General features: G+C 53.7%; 11 protein-coding genes and 1 pseudogene. 8 read left to right on the plus strand and 4 right to left on the minus strand.

Features of this window, described 5'->3' with window-relative positions:
- Positions 1–265: 265 nt before the first annotated feature.
- The 3 genes and pseudogenes from GBAG_RS09180 to GBAG_RS09185 form a co-directional block, all read left to right on the plus strand.
- A complete protein-coding gene (locus GBAG_RS09180) occupies positions 266–1,522 on the plus strand; it encodes a putative acyl-CoA thioester hydrolase (RefSeq protein ID WP_034495268.1) in 1,257 nt (418 codons plus the stop codon).
- A gap of 111 nt (positions 1,523–1,633) precedes the next feature.
- Entirely contained in the window at positions 1,634–1,804 is a 171-nt protein-coding gene (locus GBAG_RS22705; protein ID WP_156104871.1) for a YbhB/YbcL family Raf kinase inhibitor-like protein, read from the plus strand.
- A gap of 51 nt (positions 1,805–1,855) precedes the next feature.
- A pseudogene (locus GBAG_RS09185) lies at positions 1,856–2,425 on the plus strand (helix-turn-helix transcriptional regulator); the annotation flags it as partial.
- A gap of 421 nt (positions 2,426–2,846) precedes the next feature.
- Here the strand turns inward: GBAG_RS09185 and GBAG_RS09190 are convergent.
- From GBAG_RS09190 to GBAG_RS09200, 3 genes are read right to left on the minus strand one after another with little or no spacing between them, the layout of a single operon-like run.
- Complete coding sequence (locus tag GBAG_RS09190) at positions 2,847–4,982, minus strand: virulence factor SrfC family protein (RefSeq protein WP_034495270.1); 2,136 nt, start codon at positions 4,980–4,982, stop codon at positions 2,847–2,849.
- Complete coding sequence (locus tag GBAG_RS09195; protein WP_034495271.1) at positions 4,979–7,951, minus strand: virulence factor SrfB; 2,973 nt, start codon at positions 7,949–7,951, stop codon at positions 4,979–4,981. Before GBAG_RS09195 ends, GBAG_RS09190 begins: the two co-directional genes overlap by 4 nt.
- Positions 7,952–7,953: 2 nt before the next feature.
- Positions 7,954–9,279, minus strand: a complete 1,326-nt coding sequence (locus GBAG_RS09200; protein WP_034495273.1) for an SrfA family protein — start codon at positions 9,277–9,279, stop codon at positions 7,954–7,956.
- 195 nt (positions 9,280–9,474) lie between these two features.
- Between GBAG_RS09200 and GBAG_RS09205 the strand changes: the two genes are divergently transcribed.
- From GBAG_RS09205 to GBAG_RS09215, 3 genes are all read left to right on the plus strand, one after another.
- The gene (locus GBAG_RS09205) at positions 9,475–10,188 is read left to right on the plus strand and encodes a glutamine amidotransferase (RefSeq protein WP_034495275.1); all 714 of its coding nucleotides are present in this window, start codon (positions 9,475–9,477) and stop codon (positions 10,186–10,188) included.
- 274 nt (positions 10,189–10,462) lie between these two features.
- Positions 10,463–11,218, plus strand: coding sequence for an alpha/beta fold hydrolase (locus GBAG_RS09210; RefSeq protein ID WP_034495276.1), 756 nt, complete (start codon positions 10,463–10,465; stop codon positions 11,216–11,218).
- Positions 11,219–11,283: 65 nt separating this feature from the next.
- Entirely contained in the window at positions 11,284–11,517 is a 234-nt protein-coding gene (locus tag GBAG_RS09215) for a DUF2526 family protein (RefSeq protein ID WP_034495278.1), read from the plus strand.
- Between the two features lie 68 nt (positions 11,518–11,585).
- Here the strand turns inward: GBAG_RS09215 and dtpB are convergent, their stop codons facing one another.
- Positions 11,586–13,064 (minus strand): dipeptide/tripeptide permease DtpB, encoded by a 1,479-nt coding sequence (dtpB, locus tag GBAG_RS09220; RefSeq protein WP_034495280.1) that lies wholly within the window; start codon positions 13,062–13,064, stop codon positions 11,586–11,588.
- Between the two features lie 478 nt (positions 13,065–13,542).
- Between dtpB and atzF the strand changes: the two genes are divergently transcribed.
- Both atzF and uca read left to right on the plus strand, forming a co-directional pair.
- Positions 13,543–15,339 carry an allophanate hydrolase gene (gene atzF, locus GBAG_RS09225; RefSeq protein WP_034495281.1) on the plus strand — a complete coding sequence of 599 codons (1,797 nt, stop codon included), beginning with the start codon at positions 13,543–13,545 and terminating at the stop codon, positions 15,337–15,339.
- Between the two features lie 10 nt (positions 15,340–15,349).
- Positions 15,350–18,971: urea carboxylase (uca, locus tag GBAG_RS09230; RefSeq protein WP_034495283.1), on the plus strand; the 3,622-nt coding region annotated here is incomplete at its 3' end.

The following is an 18,971-nucleotide window of genomic DNA, read 5'->3' on the forward strand; positions in this document are numbered from 1 at the left end:
TCGATAACGCTTGAGCTCAGGCGATCACCAAGAGGATGTGAAAGAAATACAACTTCACAAAACTGCATGGGGGCCTCCTTATATATTCCGTAGGTTGATAGATGTGAGAATCCTGGCAGAAAAGATAAATAAATGCCACCTACCGATTTCTTCCTTATGACGAATGCGAAAATGCCAGTTTGCTCAAGTTTTTAAAATGACGTTTTATTTAAATTGGCTTTTGGTTTTGTAAATAAAACATTAATAAAAGACAGGGGCTTAACTTATGTCATTACCTCGTTACTCTGCTTTAGCTGTGCTGTGTTTCCCTCTGGTATTGCAAGGATGTACTTCATCGACCACCTCACACCAGCAGGCTCCGGGCAGCCAAACCCGGCCGATTTTAAGCCAGTCTGAAGCGCAAAAGTTCACCCAGCAGCATTACTTTGCTCGAGGAGGAATGATTGCGGGGGCGCAAAACGACCCATGGACGCCTGAGTCATTGGATTTTAAGAATATTGATACTCCCTGGATTGTCGGAAAAAATGCGCCGTATCAGACTGTGCAACAGGCCGTGAACGCCGCCATAAAAGCGGCAAAATCTCATCAGCGAATCGTGATAAAAATTCTTCCGGGTGTGTACGAAGGTACGGTTTACATTCCGATGGATGCACCGCCAGTGACGTTATTGGGCGGGGGCGAAAAGCCCGAGCAAGTGACGATACAACTGGCGCTGGATTCGATGATTTCACCGGAAGTCTGGCGGAAAAAAGTCAATCCAAATGCGCAATATCAACCTGGCGATCCGGCCTGGGAAATGTACCAAACCTGCGCCACCAAAACCGCTGCGGCAGTGGCAACAACCTGTGCGGCGGTACTTTGGTCGCAAAACCATGGCTTCCAGTTAATGAACCTGAGCGTGGTTAACTCTCTGCTCGATACCGTAGATGACGGGCCGCATCAGGGAGTGGCTTTACGCACTGATGGCGATAAAGTTCAAATCGAAAATGTGCGCTTAATTGGCCGCCAGGACACGTTCTTTGTGAACACCAGCGACACGAAAAACCGCTACGTGACAGACAGAATCAGCCGTGTGCTGGTGAAAGACAGCTACATCGAAGGCGATGTGGATTACGTGTTTGGCCGTGCGAATGCGGTGTTTGATAACGTCCATTTCCACACCGTGTCTTCACGCCAGAAGAACGAAGCTTTTGTGCTGGCACCGAACACGCTACCTGATAATCCTTACGGGTTCCTGGTGAAAAATAGCCGCTTTACGACTGATGCAGGTTTTAAAGACGGTTACTTTGCAAAACTGGGGCGCGCGTGGGATCAAGGGGCAAAAGCGACCGGGTATGTAGCGGGGAAAACGTCGAATAGCCAGGCCGTTATCATGAATTCAACTATTGATGGCGGCTATGATTCTCTATCGCCATGGGGCAGTGCCGCAACCACCGCTCGCCCGTTTAACGGCAATATCGCGCCGGACAGAAATCTCAATGACGTGAATTTCAATCGACTGTGGGAATTCAATAACCGTTGAGTTATAAAAACATCGGGTGAGCGTTTCGGCACAAAATAAAATCATCTGTGCACAACACAGGGAAGCGACACCTTTTACATTGGTGACTCAATTCAATAATGAGGAAAACCAATGAAAAGAGTCGCCACCCTGGCCGCAGGAATCGTAGCCGCAATCAGTTTTAATGTTTCAGCGGCTCAGAGTTTTACGCTGAGTAGCAGCGATATCTCAGCCAATAAACCCTTGACTGAAAACCAAATTTTTCAGGGCTTCGGCTGTAGCGGCGCAAACATCTCGCCGTAGTTGTCATGGCGCATGTCCTCCGGCTGGGGCAAAACCCCATCGTTACCAGTCTCGCAAGGTACATTTCGCTCGGAATTATTACTGTTATCCCCGGAATTACTGGCCGCCTTTAAAACACATTATATTCAGGACTACCCGCCAGCCAGGCACGTGTCTTTATGCGCGCCAATGAGCCAGGGGCTGAAGTTTATGTGGGGGAATTTATTGCACGCCGTGCGTGATGATTTGCCGGTGAAACTTCAGGAGCACCAAGCGATGGGGCTGTTATTGACTCTTCATCAGGACGGTTTAGCCGGGCCGCTACTGATCGAGCGCCGTTACAATCTGACCGAACAGGTACGGCAAATCATCATGATGTCGCCAGCAAAACTCTGGACGGCGCAAGAGATTGCCCAGCATTTATCGTTGGGCGCTTCAACCTTGCGCAGGCGACTGCAACAGGAATCCCGGAGCTATCGGCAAATTGTCGAAGAGGTGCGCATGTCCTTTGCGCTGGCGCAATTGCAAACCACAACGTTGCCGATTGGCGAAATTGCTTCGCGCTGCGGGTATCTTTCCAGTTCGCGATTTACTGCCCGGTTTCGTCAGCATTACGGCTGTTTGCCGAAAAACGTGCGATAAGCAGAGCACCCGCATGTCGCGGGTACTGTTTTAAGATTCGGTTTCGCTATTCATCTCAACAATCAACTCTTTCACCGGAAAACTTCACCCGTGTAACCGGTATAAAAACGCAGTACCGGCCGGCAATTACGCGCGAAGATCGTGATTTATTGTGGAGCCGGGAGATTAACGCACAGGCATTAACCTGGGAGCAATTCCTGCAAACCACGTGTTGGCAGGGTGAAGGGGTTCTTTTAGTGGATGAGGGATGTTATAGCCGTTTGCCTGTGGAGATCAGCGAGAGGTTTTTGTGGTCGGGTGAGATAAACCTGGGGACGATTATGGTTGCCGGATGTGATTGCTCCGGCAACCGGAGAGACTTTTGTGTTGTGAAAATAGGCTTATTGAGCGGGGTAATATCAGCCTTGTTTTCTCCCTAATCCTACAAAGCCAATAGATCTTTCAGCGCTTTTTTCTGCACATCACTCACATCCAGCGGATGGCGATAACCGATGTTTTCCACCGCGCGGGCGTATAACGCCACCAGCCAGTCGTACACATAAATAGTATTACCGCGCGCCGGTTGTTCACCCAGACGCACCAGGCGCACATTAGCGGTTGCCTGTTTAAGCGGTGCAAATACCGGCGAGCCTTTGTTGACGCGGCTTGCCGGGCGCAGTGTTGGTTCGATATGCGCGTAACCCAACCAGCTGACAAAATCACCCAGTACGGCGCTCACGCAGGTGATTTCCTGCGCCATGCTGCCGTCTCCGTGGCGCAGTGCGGTTTCCAGTTGTTCCGGTAATTTCAGGCGATAACTGGCAATAATCAGCAACTGGCAAAGCACCTGAAGCTGCGTGTTATCCAGTCCGGATAGTTGGGCGACTTCCCGGCGTGCAGCCAGTTGGCGCAGATGGTTTACCCAGTGCAAATGCACCACGCTGGCAAAACTGTCCGGGGCGTGATTCGGCGCATCGTGACCGTCATCTTCTGCGAACAAGTCGATATCAAGCCTGAAATCAGCAGGTTGTTGGATACGGGATTGTTGATGGCTTAACCAGCGCTGTTGCAGCGCCTGGCGTTCAGGCATCAGGCTGGCGAGCAAATCACCGTGCTGGGCCGCGTTGGCTTGCAGGGCGCGCACCAGCTCTTCGGCCTGCGAACGCGCACGCTCCGGGGTGATATTGTCAGCGTCGATAACAGGCGAGAACAGGGTGCTGATTTCCTGGTTCAGCGCGGCCTGTAACATCTCAATGCGCAGTGTGCGCTGAGCCGGAACCACGGCATCCGCCAGCCATTCCAGCAAACGATGCATATTACGGCTATCCAGCGCCTGCAACGTGCCCCAGCGTTTACCCGGCAGGCCGATAATTCTCTGCACACCGTGGTCCAGATTGGCACCGCTAAAGCGTGCGTCTTCTGGGGTAATCGCCCAAATCAGGCCCGGTGTCGTGGCGTTGCTGGCCTGGGTTTTATCCACCCAACGTGCCAGCATTTTACCTGCCGCGTTCACATCCGCACGTTCGGCGGCAGCATTGCACACCACCAGTTTATCGGGTTGCAACCAGGGGGCGTAATCGTCGAGCTGCACCGTGGGAATATCCACCACATCGACCTGAGCCAGTTTCGGCTGATGGTTGAGCGAGAGCGTAATTTCAGCGCACAGTTGCTGTAAATCGCGCTGTGCCAGGCTGACTTGCGTGCCGATTTCATGATTGAAAAGCGGGCAGACCATGACGTCCGCACCCATTTCGGGTTCATCTGGTGTTCCGGGAATCAGGAAACCTTCAACCGGCAATAAGAACGTGTCTACCAAAAGGCTTGCCGGGGCTAAAACCTGTTGGGCATTCCCCAGATGATTCAGCGTTTCGGCCAGATGCTGCCACTGCATGGTTATTGCGCTGTTATCGCCCCAAAGCGGGGCCAGCAACGCGGCTTGATCCGCACAATTCAACCAGGGAAGCAGGTCGGCGATTTGCTGCCACAGGGCATTTTCAAGATAATGCTGGCGGCGCACCACCTGTTGATAAGTCTGTGCGATATCAGAGGCTTGCAGCTGCGTTATCGCGGCTGTCGATTGCGTCTGGCGGCGAACCTGAAGCTCTTTGAGTCTCGCGGCGATCGTTTCGTGGCGGGCAAATCGTGCGCCCGGTTCAGCGTGATACTGGCGAATCAAACGCTGCGCCAGCGTGGAGCTGCTACAAAGGGTAATCAGTAACGGATAGTGTTCCGCAATGGGCAATTCACGGCGCGTAAAGCGCACGGCAACATTCGGCGCATGGCCGGGGTTAATGTGCGTCAGGTAATCCAGCACTTTGCCGCCAAGCGAGATTTCAATGCGATCGTGATGATCGCCCAAAAGCATGGTCAACAAATGATGTTTACCAGAAACCGAGTGGCCATAAAGGCCAATGGTTAGTGGTTGCTCCGCCTGCAAGTCAATATGTTGCTGGCGATTCTGAAGCACAGCCAACTTTTGCAACAGACCATCGGCTTCATTTTCAATCCGCGGTACGGACTGGCGAGTGTGTTGGATCCAGTCCACCAAAGGGTGCAGCGTTGAGGTTATTGGCTTCATTTTTGGTACACGCTCCCGCTGTCAATCCAGTAATGGCTGGCTCCGCTATAGCTTCCTGCCAGGGTATTCAATTTAAAACTCAGTTGATTGAGCGGCACTTTGCTGCCGTCCTGCAACCAGGCTTCTGCCAGTACGAAAGCATCGGCTTCGCGGGTTTGTTGCAGACGCACGTTTAACACGCCTTCACCGGCAATGGCTTTTGCCAACTGCGGGGAATTGATCGCCAGCGTGTACAACGGCGTCGCGGGCCAGCGAGCGTCATCAAGCTGCCGGAATCCGAGGCACGCGTTGCCGCGCAGCGGGAAATACAGACGCGTATCGAGTGTCGATTTTGGGTCATCCAGGCAGATGTCGCGATACCAGACGTTCTCATCCACAAGCCGGTTGTTGCCGTCGAGCATGCCGAGGAAACGCACAGTGGAATAGGCCTGAATATCCGACGCTTTGAAGTTAAAACCTGGCAGGCGCAGGTCCATCGCCAGGCTGCATAACATCGCGCCGACGGCGGCGGTCGATTTCGGGTTGCCAATACGGCCTTGTTGGCTGAACGGATACCATTCATGAGTCTGATAGTTATCCAGCCAGACGATGCGATTCACCGGCACCGGCTGTTGATAGCGCAGCAGCGCCTGAACACCAGGTAAACAGGCCGGGCGGCCCGTCACCAGCAGCACATCGCAGCAATAATGGCTGATCACTTCGCACAGGGCTTGCAGCGGGGCAGTCAGCGTGAATTGCCCGGCGAGCAGCGCGTCCTGCAACGCCGATAACTCAACTTGCAACGGCACGCTGAACAGATCGAACGCCGGGGCATCGGCAGGCAGCGCGTGTTGCACGGCTTGCTGAACGTAATTAATCACGTTATCGGTCGGGCGCTGGGTGAGCAGTTCACCAAATGTTGCTTCGAGCGCGGCGTGTTTATCGTCCGGGTCGCTGTTTTCCCAGAAAGAAAGTACCGCGTGGCCGAGCGGAATAAACAGTTGTAGCGCAGTTTGCTGGCGCAGCGTGCCGCGTGTGTCCATGCGCCCGGACTCGCCGAACAGCGTAGTCATTAAACCTGTGGTATCCACGACGCCCGCCTGGTGAATTTGCGCCTGGAGCGCCGGGAGCACGCAGCGCTGAATCACATCCAGCAAAATATCATCGCCTGCGACTTTAAAACCTTCGCGGAACAGCAGGCGCGGAGCGATTTTCACATTGCTACCCACGCCGTCATCAAGATGATATTGCGTGATAGCCATGTCGGTGGTGCCGCCGCCGATGTCAATCGACGCCACGCGCAGCGTTTTGCCAGGCAATTCGTCTGCGGCTAACTGGCGATCCGGGCGGGCGAGGCTCTGGAAGAAGTTTCCTGTTTGCCCAGCATAGTTCACCAGCGCTTCGTTATACAGCCACACCAGTTGGCCGCAGGTCGCTTCGTCCCACTCCATCTGCACGTCAGGCACCGGAACCACGCTTTTCTGGAAATCACGTTCGCTGTCAAAACCGTCGTCGGTCGGGTGCCATTCCATCGCTTTCCACACCAGGCCGACCGCTTCCTGCATGCGTTGGCGGAAGATCTCACGTTCTTGTTTTGGCATGGCTGAAGGTAACGTGAGGATTAAATGGCGTAGCTGGCGCGGCGCGTTCAGGTGCCCCATGCTCTGCCGCGAACCGACGCTGTTGATTTGCATCAGCACCTGCGCCAGTAATTCGCAGAGCATCAGGGTCATTAACGAACTGCGGCTGTATTGCGGTGAAAATACCGGCAAACGTTCGTCAAGCGGCAGCGAATACAACGGTTGCCCATCGTCATTCATCAGGTTCATTAAGGGATAAGCGGTCGCCAGCGGTTCGCGCTGGGTTTTCACCCCCATCTGGCTAAAGCGCCAGTCCTGGCTGGCAGGAGTTTCGTCCCACAGATAGCGGCGCGGGCTGGAGATACCGCTTGCGCCGTCGGTGCCTAAACGGGCGGAGGCCATATTGCGTGCTTCGTCACCCACACGGGCAATCGACGGCCAGACAAACGCATCGTCGCGGCCACTTTCTACCGAGAAGTGTTGTTTGCCGAACTTAGCTTCTGAGAACTCAAGACGGCTGGTGAACATCGCATCGTTGATGGTTTGCGGTTCGCTGAGTGAGCGAATTTGCAGCTCGGCAGTCTGACGCAAGCCGTCATTGGCTTCGCCGTGATCTTCAATCAACACGCCGCAGGTATGGGTGTTGCCGACATCCAGCACCAGATCGACCGGGATCGCCGGGGCTTGTAGCGTGGCGGTGACGATTTTGACCTCTGGCACCGCCAGTTGCGCACCGAGCATCTCGATAATATTGAGATAATGCGCCTGATATTCGAACGTTTTCAGCGCGTTGCTGATTTCACGTTCGGTTCGGGATTCATTGCGTGTGGCAAATTGGGTGAACACTTCGCGCAGCCAGCCATCAACCCAGGTCTGGTCGATAAAGTCGTTGATCTCTTCGTTTTGCCAGGCAAGGGCAAAGCGCGCGCCGTTGCGTACATCGTTGAGCGTCGGAGCCAGATGCGCTGCCGGGTTGTCGTCCGCAAGGATTTTAGTATCCAGCGCAATGGTGATTCGCACCGTATTGCCTGCGGAGTCTGGCGTTTCGAGGCAACGAATCTGCACACGCGCCCAGTTGTGCGGCCCACCAACAAAAGTGCGCTGCGGGTTAAAGCGCAGGAACGGCAGCGGCAGCCAGGTTTTATCGAGCAGTTTCAGCGAATGGCCCAGCGTAATCGTGCTTTCTGGTTTCACGACTTCAGGCGCGGAGCCTGAAGCACCTGGCAGGGTAAATTTGCCTGGAATGACATCATAATCCAGGCGCAGCAGTGGGCCGTTTGCTGTTTTACGCACAAAGCGCCCGGTATGTGGCGCGTTTGGCTGAGGTGCGAGACCGAAGTCCAGAAACTGAATGCCGCTGTCTTTAATGAGCGTCACGCTCGGCTTATAAGGATACAAAGTGGCAAACATGATTAATCACTCACTTTTTTAAATGTCACAGGCACCACGGTGTCGCTGTCGTAGCGCCCACTGCACTGAGCCACATCGTTCTCGTCGGGCTTGCAGGAAATTTCTGGCAGCGGATAACGCGAACCATCGCTGCAACGCGCATTACCACGGGTTTTGATCATCAACGTGCCGGACTGCATCAGGCCGGAAAACACTTCCGCTTTGCAGACGATATTGTCGCCATGCACCAGGCGCACGTTGCCTTTGTTATTGGCGATTTGGTAACGCAGCGTCGGCGGTTTGCCGGTGATGGAATCTTTGATATTGATGGCGACGCGCCAGCTGCCATTGAGGAATTTTGTCGAGCCAACTTTTAACGCGTCGGCGGGTAAAATCAGCGCGCCTTTGGGTACGTCAGCGGGCGTTGTTGCGGCGATGACAACCGGCTCTGGTTCTGGTGTGGGCGCTTCGACAACAGCGGCCTGGGCAACAGGCAGCGTGGAAACATGCTCGACAACGGCTTGAGCCTGCATCGGCGCAGGGGCAATGGCTTGCGGTTTAACGTCTTCAACTTTCTGTGCTAAAGGCTCGGCGTGGGGAGCCGATACCACAAAATATGACACTGGAGCAGCGATAGCCGCCACGATGGCCGCCGCAACGGGCCATATCCAGCGTTTCGGTTTTTTCACTGCCGCAGGTGTGACGATTTCTTCGACTGGCGCAGGCTGCGGCGGTAATTCTGGCAATGGTGCAGGGGGTGTTGGCGCAGAGATCGAATACAGCGGTTCATCCGGTTCACTCAAGACGATAACGGGCGGTGCGGCAGGGGGGGGCTCCGGAAGGAACTCGATAACGGGTTCGTGTTCTTCGGTAATGCGTAAGCAATCGAGCGGGTCGGGGCGGGCGCTATTGTTAAGGCTGACAAATCCCCAAAACGTCAGCACCGGTTTGCCATCAACCAGGTAAACATGCTGGCTGCCAGGAAACTGCAATGCGTTGGCGAGCAAGGAGCCAAAAAGTTGAATCGCCGTTTTTTCTGACTGCCCGCAGCGCTGAATCAGCGAGGCGACGTTGGCCTGGCAATTATCGAGATAGCGCAGCGCTTTTTTGCGTTGTTCATCGCTGGCCGCAGCCCAACTGATGACTGAACCCTCGCAGGGCGCGTACCAGTCAACCCGGTCGCCTTCATCGTTTGGCTGAGGAATCGCCAGGCTATCGACCACCGCTTGCTGTTTGCGTAAGCGCAATGTTTCGCGAATTTGTAGTGCCGAGTCGAATACTGTCTGCCCGTTTTCGCCTAGCGAAAGAAAGTCATCTAAGCATCCGCTGCGCAATAATGTTTTTGCCACGTCATCAATCCTGCTGTTTTCAGCTCCGCTTGAGCCATTTTCACACTTTCCATTTTACGGATTCCCGGCCCAGGCAAACGGCGGAGGAAGCGGCACTTTTTTCTAATTATCGGGCGATTGCACTTAAGTCATTGGGTGACGCGACGGTTTTGTGCTACTGATTATTCTTCTCTACATCGCCGGAGTGCTTAATCAATGTCAGAAAAATTGCCGTTATTACTGGTTCAGATGGGCCATCCACCGCTGGATATTCGTAAAGCCGTCGGCGAGCAACCACAGTGGTTTCACGCCGCATTAGGTGATGTTGGCCCTGTGACTGTGGTGTGTCCGTTTGAAGGTGAAGCACTTCCCGCGGTTGGCACGTTTAGCGGCGCGGTGATTACCGGTTCATGGGCAATGGTGACGGACCATGAAGAGTGGAGCGAACGCACCGCCGAGTGGGCGCGTGAAGTTATCGAGGCGGGCGTGCCGGTTTTGGGTGTGTGTTATGGGCACCAGTTAATGGCTTACGCACTCGGAGGCTCGGTGGATTACCATCCACAGGGGAGCGAAGTGGGGCAAATTGCCGTCACGCTGAATGACGCCGCCCAGCACGACCCGCTGCTTAGCGGCCTGCCAAATTCGTTCGATACCTTTTTAAGCCACGAACAAAGTGTGCTCGCGTTGCCAAAAGATGCTGTGGTGTTGGGCGCATCCAGCCATGACCCGCATCAGATAGTACGTTACTCGCCAACCGCATTCTCGGTGCAATTCCACCCGGAATTCAGCGCCCCTGTAATGAATAAAATCATCACCAGCCGCAGCGAAAGAGTGGCGATGAAAGGGAAAGACCGCGATGCACTGCTGGCAAAAGTCAGCGACACGCCTGAATCCAGAGCGATATTGCAGCGGTTTGTTGCGTTATTGTAATAATAAATGGCGGTAGATCGTGCTGGCAAATGGCAAAACTTTCTATGCCACTCGCAGCAATGTGACGGGTTACACCGTCAGCCTGAACGGCAGCGATTTCTCGAAAGCAAAATTGAATTGATAATCTTTTTTGTAGGTCGGATTAGCGTAGCGACCTCCGACATTCTTGGCATTAATGGTGGATGACGCCTTCGGCTTATCCCCCTACATGACAGCAGTTGTAGGGGGGATGAATGTTAGCGACCTCCACCGTTAAAAAGACAGGAGTCACGACATGGAGTCATTTTTTTCAACCACTGCAAATTGCCGCGTCCGCTGGTTGGACTTGCCCGGTAGCGGTACGCCGCTGGTGTTTGTTCACGGCCTGGGATGTGCGTCATCTTATGAATATCCGCGAGTGGTTGCAGATAAGAACTTTTCCGGCAGAAGGGCGATTCTTATCGACCTTCCCGGTTACGGATACAGCGAAAAACCCCGCGATTTCAGTTATTCAATTAAAGAACAGGCGCAAGTGGTGGCTGAACTTATTGGTCATCTGAAACTGGAGAAGTATTTTCTCTATGGTCATAGCATGGGCGGCAGTATCTGTATTGAAGCTGCAGAGTTATCGACCGCAAATTTATCCGGGCTGATCGTTTCAGAGCCTAATTTCCATCCTGGCGGCGGTTTTTTTAGCCAACAGATTTGCAGCGTGAGTGAAGCGAATTATGTTTCAGAGCTGCATAACACAATGATTAAAAATGAAAGTGGCCCATGGTCAGGAAGTTTAGCGGCAGCGGCTCCCTGGGCTGTGTGGCGCGGAGCGGAAAGCATGATCAAGGGGAATCATTGGTTAACGATTTTCGCGCAACTGGAAAAACCGCGTTCGCTGATCTTTGGTGAGCAATCGCTGCCCGATAGTGATTTCACCCAAGTTCAAAACTGGGGTATCAACACATCGGTATTAGCCGAATGCGGGCATTGCATGTCATGGGAGAATCCAGCGGCATTAGCCGGAGCGTTAGATTCATTCTGTAAACAGCACGAATGATTAATGAGCTTGAGAATATTACCGGGGAGTCATAAGGTATACCCTCAAAATTTAAGGAGATAGTTATGGCGCACCTGGAAGATGTTATTGCCCGCGTAGACGCGGCGGTGGCGGAGAATGTGATTGAGCATATGAATGAGTTGCTGATTGAACTGAGCGACGATGCTGAGTTAACCCGCGAAGATCGTTACGCGCAGCAGCAGCGTTTGCGTATCGCCATCGCGCAGAAGGGCCATCACCATAAAGCAGAAGTGGAACAGCGCCGCGAGGATTTAACCAAAGGCGGCACCATTATTTAAGTTTTAAAACGTGTTATTAAAAACCGCCTTCGTTGAAGGCGGCGTGAAAAGAAACCAAGGCGTAGAAATTAAGCGGTTTTCACTTCCGGTTGCATATTCATCATACGGTTTAGCCACGGCACCATCGCGGCCATAATCAGCGCGATAACAAAGGTCGTGATGCCAATTTTGCTGAACACGCCGGTATAAATCGGCAATGTTTGCAGCGGATCGTTAAGGGATTCCGGCACTGCCGTGAAGGTGGCAACGTAGCCGCCGAGCAGGAAGGCTGCGGCCTGGGTCAGGAACCACATCCCGAGAATAAAGCCCATCATATATTGCGGCACCAGTGCGGCGACCATCGCTAAACCTAACGCACTGATCATTAGCTCGCCCAGGCTCTGGAACAAATACACCAGCACGATAAACCACGGGGAAGTCAGCCCTTGTGCGTCAGCAAACCACATGCCAGCAGCGGCGGCAGTTAAAAAACCTAACGAACACAGGAACATGCCGAGAGTAAATTTGGCAGGCATCGTCAGATCTTTGCCTTTGGCACCAAAACGGGTATACAGCGTGGCCAGAATGGGGCTGGCAACCACCACCCAGAATGGGTTCAGAGCCTGAAAACTGACGGGGTTGATAGTAAAGCCGAGAATTTCATGGCGCACATTATTGATAGCAAAGAAGTTCAGCGACGTTGGCATCTGGGCATACAGAATGTAAAACAGCACCGCTTCAATCATCAGCACAAAGGCGACGTACATGCGGTTGCGATCGCTTTTGTTTTGTTTCGCGGCCTCGCGGAAGAAGAGGAAAATCACGATGATAGACAGCACAATTAACACGATATTCGCCACTTTCACGTTATGCATCAGCCACGCACAAACGTAAATCATCACCACGGTTCCCGCTAAAACCAGCAGTAAATTTTTGTAGCTCATTGGCTTGCTATCGGGTTCCGAGCCGATGTCACGCACCATGCCACGGCAGCAGAAATAAACCAGCAATGCGAAGACTAAGCCAATGCCGCACAGGTTGTAGGTCACGGCGTAGCCATATTTGTTGGCAATGACGGGCGCGAGCGACAAAGACAGCAAAGAACCGATGTTAATAGACATGTAAAACAGGGTGAATGCGCCGTCCAGACGGGGATCTTTTGGTGGATAGCATTTTGAAAGCAGACTGGCTGGATTGGCTTTGAATAGCCCGTTGCCCACCGCGATGGTGCCCAGAGCAATAAAGATCATATCAGGATTATGCAGCGACAAACCGGTCATAAAGTAGCCCAGCGCCAGGACCACGGCACCCAGAACCATCGTGCGTTTTGTGCCTAATAAATGATCGCCAACATAGCCACCGATAGAGATCAGCCCGTAAACCAGAGCGGCAAAGGCACCAAAGGTGACAAAGGCTTGTTCCTGTGAAAAACCGAGCTCTTTAACGAAAAATACGGCCAGAATACCTTGCACGCCGTAGTATCCAAAACGCTCCCATAACTCAACAAAAAAAATCATAAAAAACGGTCTAGGTTGCTGCAATAAACCGGTAGGGGCGGGCTTAGTCATGTTCGTTTGCCTTTAGACATTTTAAGGAAGTATAGGCGGCTATTGGCGCTATACCTAAGGTCGATCTCTGATGGAATCGTATTCTATTTTTCTGAGTCTGCATGTAGTGTTAATGCCGCATTTAAGACGTTAGTTAGGTTATTGTATGGTTAACTTGCTTTCCTGGTGGTTGATCACACTATCAAATCATGGTCGTGACATTTTTTATGTCTGTACGGGAATTTTCGTAGGTCGGATAAGCGTAAGGGTCATCCGACACACGCTTGCCGATTTATAAAAGAATATAAGAAAATAATATGACAGTGTTTATTTGCACCTTTCTGGATAAATAATTTAAATCCTCGCTCTATAAGAGTGCGAAAAAAAGAATAAAGCGCGCCTTATTATATTCAAATCTGTTGATTATCAGCGTTATAAATACCTGGCACGTTTAATGCTTTATTGATTCCATCTTGTATACCAGATGGGATTCCAGTTTATGTCTGTAGCAACTTTGTCTGAATGGGTCGCGAGTTACCGCCAGCACCCGCAACAACTAGTGGCGGCATATCAGCAATTAAATGCGAATTTATCCCGTGATGATAATGCGTGGATATATCTCGCCACGCAGGATGAAATCTATGCGCAATTAACCACAGTTTTTCAGGCAATTAATTCTGGTGAAAAGCAGGCAGAAGATTTTCCATTATTAGGCGTTCCTTTTGCGGCGAAAGATAATATTAATGTCGCCGGAATGCCCACCAGCGCGGCGTGCCCGGCATTTACTTACACCCCTGAAAAAGATGCGACTGTGATAGCCCGCCTGAAAGCGGCGGGGGCCATTGTGGTAGGCAAAACAAATCTCGACCAATTCGCGACCGGGCTTGTCGGCACCCGCTCACCGTTTGGCGCAGTCAAAAATACCTTCAACCCTGAATACGTGAGCGGCGGCTCAAGTTCCGGTTCCGCATCGGTGGTTGCGCGCGGCCTGGTCTGCTTCTCATTGGGTACCGATACCGCCGGTTCCGGGCGCGTACCGGCGGGCTTCAATAATATCGTTGGCCTGAAACCGACAAAAGGCTGGATTTCCACCACAGGCGTGGTGCCTGCTTGCCGCCTGAATGACTGTGTTTCGGTGTTCGCGTTAACGGTAGAAGATGCTGAAACGGTCGCCGCCGTGGCGGGCGGGTACGATCCACAAGATCCGTACTCGCGTTCGAACCCGCATACGGCCCCGGCACGTTTTAACGAAAAACCGCGTTTTGCCATTCCCGACCAGCTTGAGTTTTTTGGCGACAAATATAGCGAGGCGGCGTTTGCCAAAACGTTGCAACGCCTGGAGCAGCAGGGCGCAGAACTTATTCCGATCGATTTCACCGCCTTTAACCAGTTAGCCGAGCAGCTTTATTACGGCGCATGGGTGGCGGAGCGAACCGTTGCGGTAGGCGAAATTTTCAAAAATCAGCCTGAAGCGATGGACCCCACCGTGCGCGGTATTGTGGCCAACGGCCTGAAGTACACGGCTTGCGATGCCTGGCAGGCAGAATACACCCGCGCGGAACTGGCGCAAAAAATCAACGCGCAACTGAGCGAGTTTGATGCGCTGGTAGTGCCAACGTCGCCGACCATCCATACCCTCGCTGAGATGGCACAGGAGCCGGTGCGATACAACTCGCAATTTGGCACCTACACCAACTTCACTAATCTGGCCGACCTCTGCGCGCTGGCGCTGCCGGGAGATTTCCGTGAAGACGGTTTACCAGCAGGCATCACGATTATCGCCCCCGCATGGCACGACCAGGCCTTGAGCCACTTCGGGAAAAGCTGGCAACAGGCGCTGAACCTGCCGCTGGGTGCCACTGAAAAAACGCTTCCTGCGACCCTTGCCGCAAAAATCTCTGCAAACCACGTTCGCGTTGCCGTTGTCGGCGCACATCTGCGTGGAATGCCGCTCAACCACCAGCTCACCACACGTCATGCGGTGTTTATCGAAGAATCCCGCACCGCGGCCAATTATCGCCTTTACGCGCTGGCCAATACTCAGCCGCCAAAACCCGGCCTTGCCAAAAGCCCTTCCGGGCAGCCGATTGCCGTCGAGCTATGGGATATCCCGCTGGCTCGTTTTGGGGAATTTGTGGCGGAAATCCCCGCGCCGCTTGGGATCGGCACTTTGACTCTGGAAGACGGCAGGAGCGTGAAAGGGTTTATTTGCGAACCCACAGCACTACACGACGCCACGGATATTACCGCGTGGGGCGGCTGGAAAGCCTGGCTTGCCCGTCACCACAGCGCCTGAGGAGATGAAAATGTTTAGCTCAGTATTGATAGCAAACCGCGGTGAAATTGCTGTTCGCGCCATTAAAACACTCAAGAAAATGGGTATCGCCAGCGTGGCGGTGTACTCCGAACCCGATGCCAATGCACAGCATGTGATGGACGCCGATGTGGCGATTGCGCTGGGTGGCGAGAAAGCAGCGGACAGTTACCTCGATATCGGGAAAATCATTGCGGCAGCCAAACAAAGCGGCGCACAGGCAATATTCCCTGGCTACGGTTTTTTGTCCGAACGGGCTGAATTTGCCCAGGCGTGCGCCGAAAACGGCCTTGTTTTTATCGGCCCCACGGCGGAACAAATCCGTGACTTTGGGCTGAAACATTGCGCTCGTGACCTGGCGTTTAAAGCCGATGTGCCGATGACGCCGGGAACCGGTTTGCTGTTAACCCTCAAAGAAGCGCAGCTAGCGGCGGCTGAAATTGGCTATCCGGTGATGCTAAAAACCACGGCGGGTGGCGGCGGAATAGGGCTGACTCGCTGTGATGATGAAGCGAACCTGATTGAAGCCTGGTCGAGCGTAAAGCGTATGGGTCAGCAGTTTTTCAGCGACGATGGCGTGTTTATCGAACGTTTTGTCGACCGCGCTCGCCATCTTGAAGTGCAAATTTTTGGCGATGGCAAAGGCAAAGTAGTGGCGCTGGGCGAGCGTGATTGTTCATTGCAACGCCGTAATCAGAAAGTAGTGGAAGAAACTCCCGCGCCAAATCTGCCGCAAGCCACGCGTGAAGCGATTCACGCTGCCGCTGTGGCACTCGGCGAATCGGTCAATTACCGCAGCGCAGGCACCGTGGAATTTATCTACGACGCCGCCCGCGATGCGTTCTATTTCCTTGAAGTGAACACCCGTTTGCAGGTCGAGCATCCGGTGACTGAAATGGTCACGGGTCTGGATCTTATCGAATGCATGATTAATGTGGCCGCGGGCGTCACGCTTGACTGGCAGCGTTTAGCACAGCCACCCAAAGGTGCCGCCATTGAAGTGCGAATTTATGCCGAAGACGCGCTGAAAAACTTCCAGCCAAGCCCTGGCGTGCTGACCGACGTTTTCTTCCCGGATGATGTTCGTGTCGATGGATGGGTGAGCACCGGCAGCGAGGTGAGCGCGTTTTACGATCCGATGATCGCCAAAGTGATCGTTTATGGCGACGATCGCCAGCAGGCGTTAAGTAAACTGAACACGGCGTTGGCCGCCACGCGTTTACACGGTATTGCGACAAACCTCGATTACCTGCGCCAGATTGTTCAACTGGCTGAATTTAAAGCCGGAATGATGTGGACGCGCCTGCTGGATAGCGTGGTTTATCAGGCTCACGCCATTGAAGTGCTGGAACCCGGCACCTGGAGTAGCGTGCAGGATAGCCCAGGCCGCCTCGGTTATTGGGATATCGGCGTGCCGCCGTCTGGCCCGATGGACGATTTTGCGTTTCGCCTCGCAAACCGCATTGTCGGCAACCATCCGTCAGCCGCCGGGCTGGAATTTACCCTGCAAGGGCCAACCCTGCGTTTCCATAGCGCTGCGACCATTGCGCTAACCGGCGCTGATTGCCCGGCAACACTTGATGATGAAGCGGTTCCTTACTGGCAGCCGGTGATTGTGAAAGCGGGGCAAACGCTAAAACTGGGGCGTGCGACTTCAGGCTGCCGCACCTATCTGGCGGTGCGTAACGGTATTGATGTTCCAGTTTATCTCGGGAGCCGTTCGACGTTTGCCCTCGGGCAGTTTGGCGGACACGCCGGGCGCACCTTGCGCGTGGCGGATGTGCTGGCAATTTCTCAGCCGTGCTTGCCAGCCTGCACTACACCTGCGCCGATTTCACTGCCGCAAACACCGGAACCGGCCGTGATTCCGCAGTACAGCGATGTGTGGGAAATCGGCGTGTTGTACGGGCCACACGGCGCGCCGGATTTCTTCACGCCGGAATCCATGCAAACATTTTTTGAGTCCGAATGGCAGGTTCACTACAACTCCAACCGCCTCGGCGTGCGGTTAGTTGGCCCGAAACCGGAGTGGACGCGTGCTGACGGTGGCGAAGCGGGCCTGCATCCTTCCAATGTTCATGACTGCGAATATGCGATTGGCGCGGTGAATTTTACCGGCGATTTCCCGGTGATTTTGACGCGTGACGGCCCAAGCCTCGGCGGGTTTGTTTGCCCGGTGACTATCGCGAAAGCGGAGCTGTGGAAAGTCGGGCAGGTGAAGCCGGGCGATCGTATTCGCTTCCATGCGATCACCTTTGAACACGCTCAGTCGCTGGAAATCGCCCAGGACGTGGCGGTGACTAATTTGCTGCATGTGCTCAATCTGCCAGATTTGCACCCGTCGATTACACCGACTACCACGTCGAGTGCGGCAATCCTCGCAGAACTGGACGCACAACAAGGGTTGCCTGCGGTGGTTTACCGCCAGGCGGGCGATAACTATGTGCTGATTGAATACGGCGACAACGTGCTGGATCTGGCATTGCGCCTGCGAATTTACCTGCTGATGAAAGCCATTAAACAGGCTGGCGTTTCCGGTGTTGAAGAGCTTTCCCCCGGCGTGCGTTCACTTCAGGTGCGTTATGACAGCCAGCATATTTCCCAGTCGCAACTGCTGACGTTACTCCTCGGGCTTGAGAAACAGCTCGGCGATGTCACGAAACTCAAAATCCCGTCGCGCATTGTCCATTTGCCGATGGCATTTGAAGACAGCGCCACGCTTGCGGCGGTGGAACGTTACAAAGAAACCGTACGCGCCGATGCACCGTGGCTGCCCAACAACGTTGATTTTATTCAGCGCACCAATGGGTTGGCGCACCGCGATGAGGTGAAACAGATCCTGTTTGATGCCAGCTACCTGATTCTCGGCCTCGGGGATGTGTATCTCGGCGCACCTTGCGCTGTGCCGTTAGATCCGCGCCATCGCTTACTTAGTTCGAAATACAACCCGGCCCGCACCTGGACTGCCGAAGGCACTGTCGGTATTGGCGGCATGTATATGTGCATCTACGGCATGGATTCACCGGGCGGATACCAACTGGTCGGGCGTACGCTGCCCATATGGAACAAATTCCTCAAAAACGAACAGTTTGGTGACGAGCCGTGGCTGCTGAAGTTCTTCGACCAGGTGCGTTTTTACCCGGTTTCTGAAGACGAGTTGACCGAGTTGCGCAGCGCATTCCGCGAAGGACGCGCCCAGGTTCGCGTCGAAGAAGTCGATTTTGATTTCGCCGCTTATAACGCGTTTTTGAACGATAACGCCGATGACATTACGGATTTCCGCCGCCGCCAGCAGTTGGCCTTTAAGCGGGAAGTGGCGAACTGGAAAGAGCAGGAAACGGCCGCTGTTGCCAGCGCGATGTCCGTGGAACAAGCCGTGCCAGACGAACAAGAAGGTCAGTTAGTGAGCGCGGATCTGAACGGCAATATCTGGAAGATCCTCGTCGAACCAGGCCAGAGCGTGAAGCAGGGCGATCCGTTGATTGTGGTGGAAGCCATGAAGATGGAGCTGATGGTGAGCGCACCATGCAACGGAACGGTTATCCGCATTAGTTGCCAGCAGGGCCGTCCGGTGGGGCCGGGTGATGCATTGTGTGGCTGGAGGCGGTGTGATG

The sequence above is a fragment of the Buttiauxella agrestis ATCC 33320 genome, assembly GCF_000735355.1.
Classification (GTDB): Bacteria; Pseudomonadota; Gammaproteobacteria; order Enterobacterales; family Enterobacteriaceae; genus Buttiauxella; species Buttiauxella agrestis.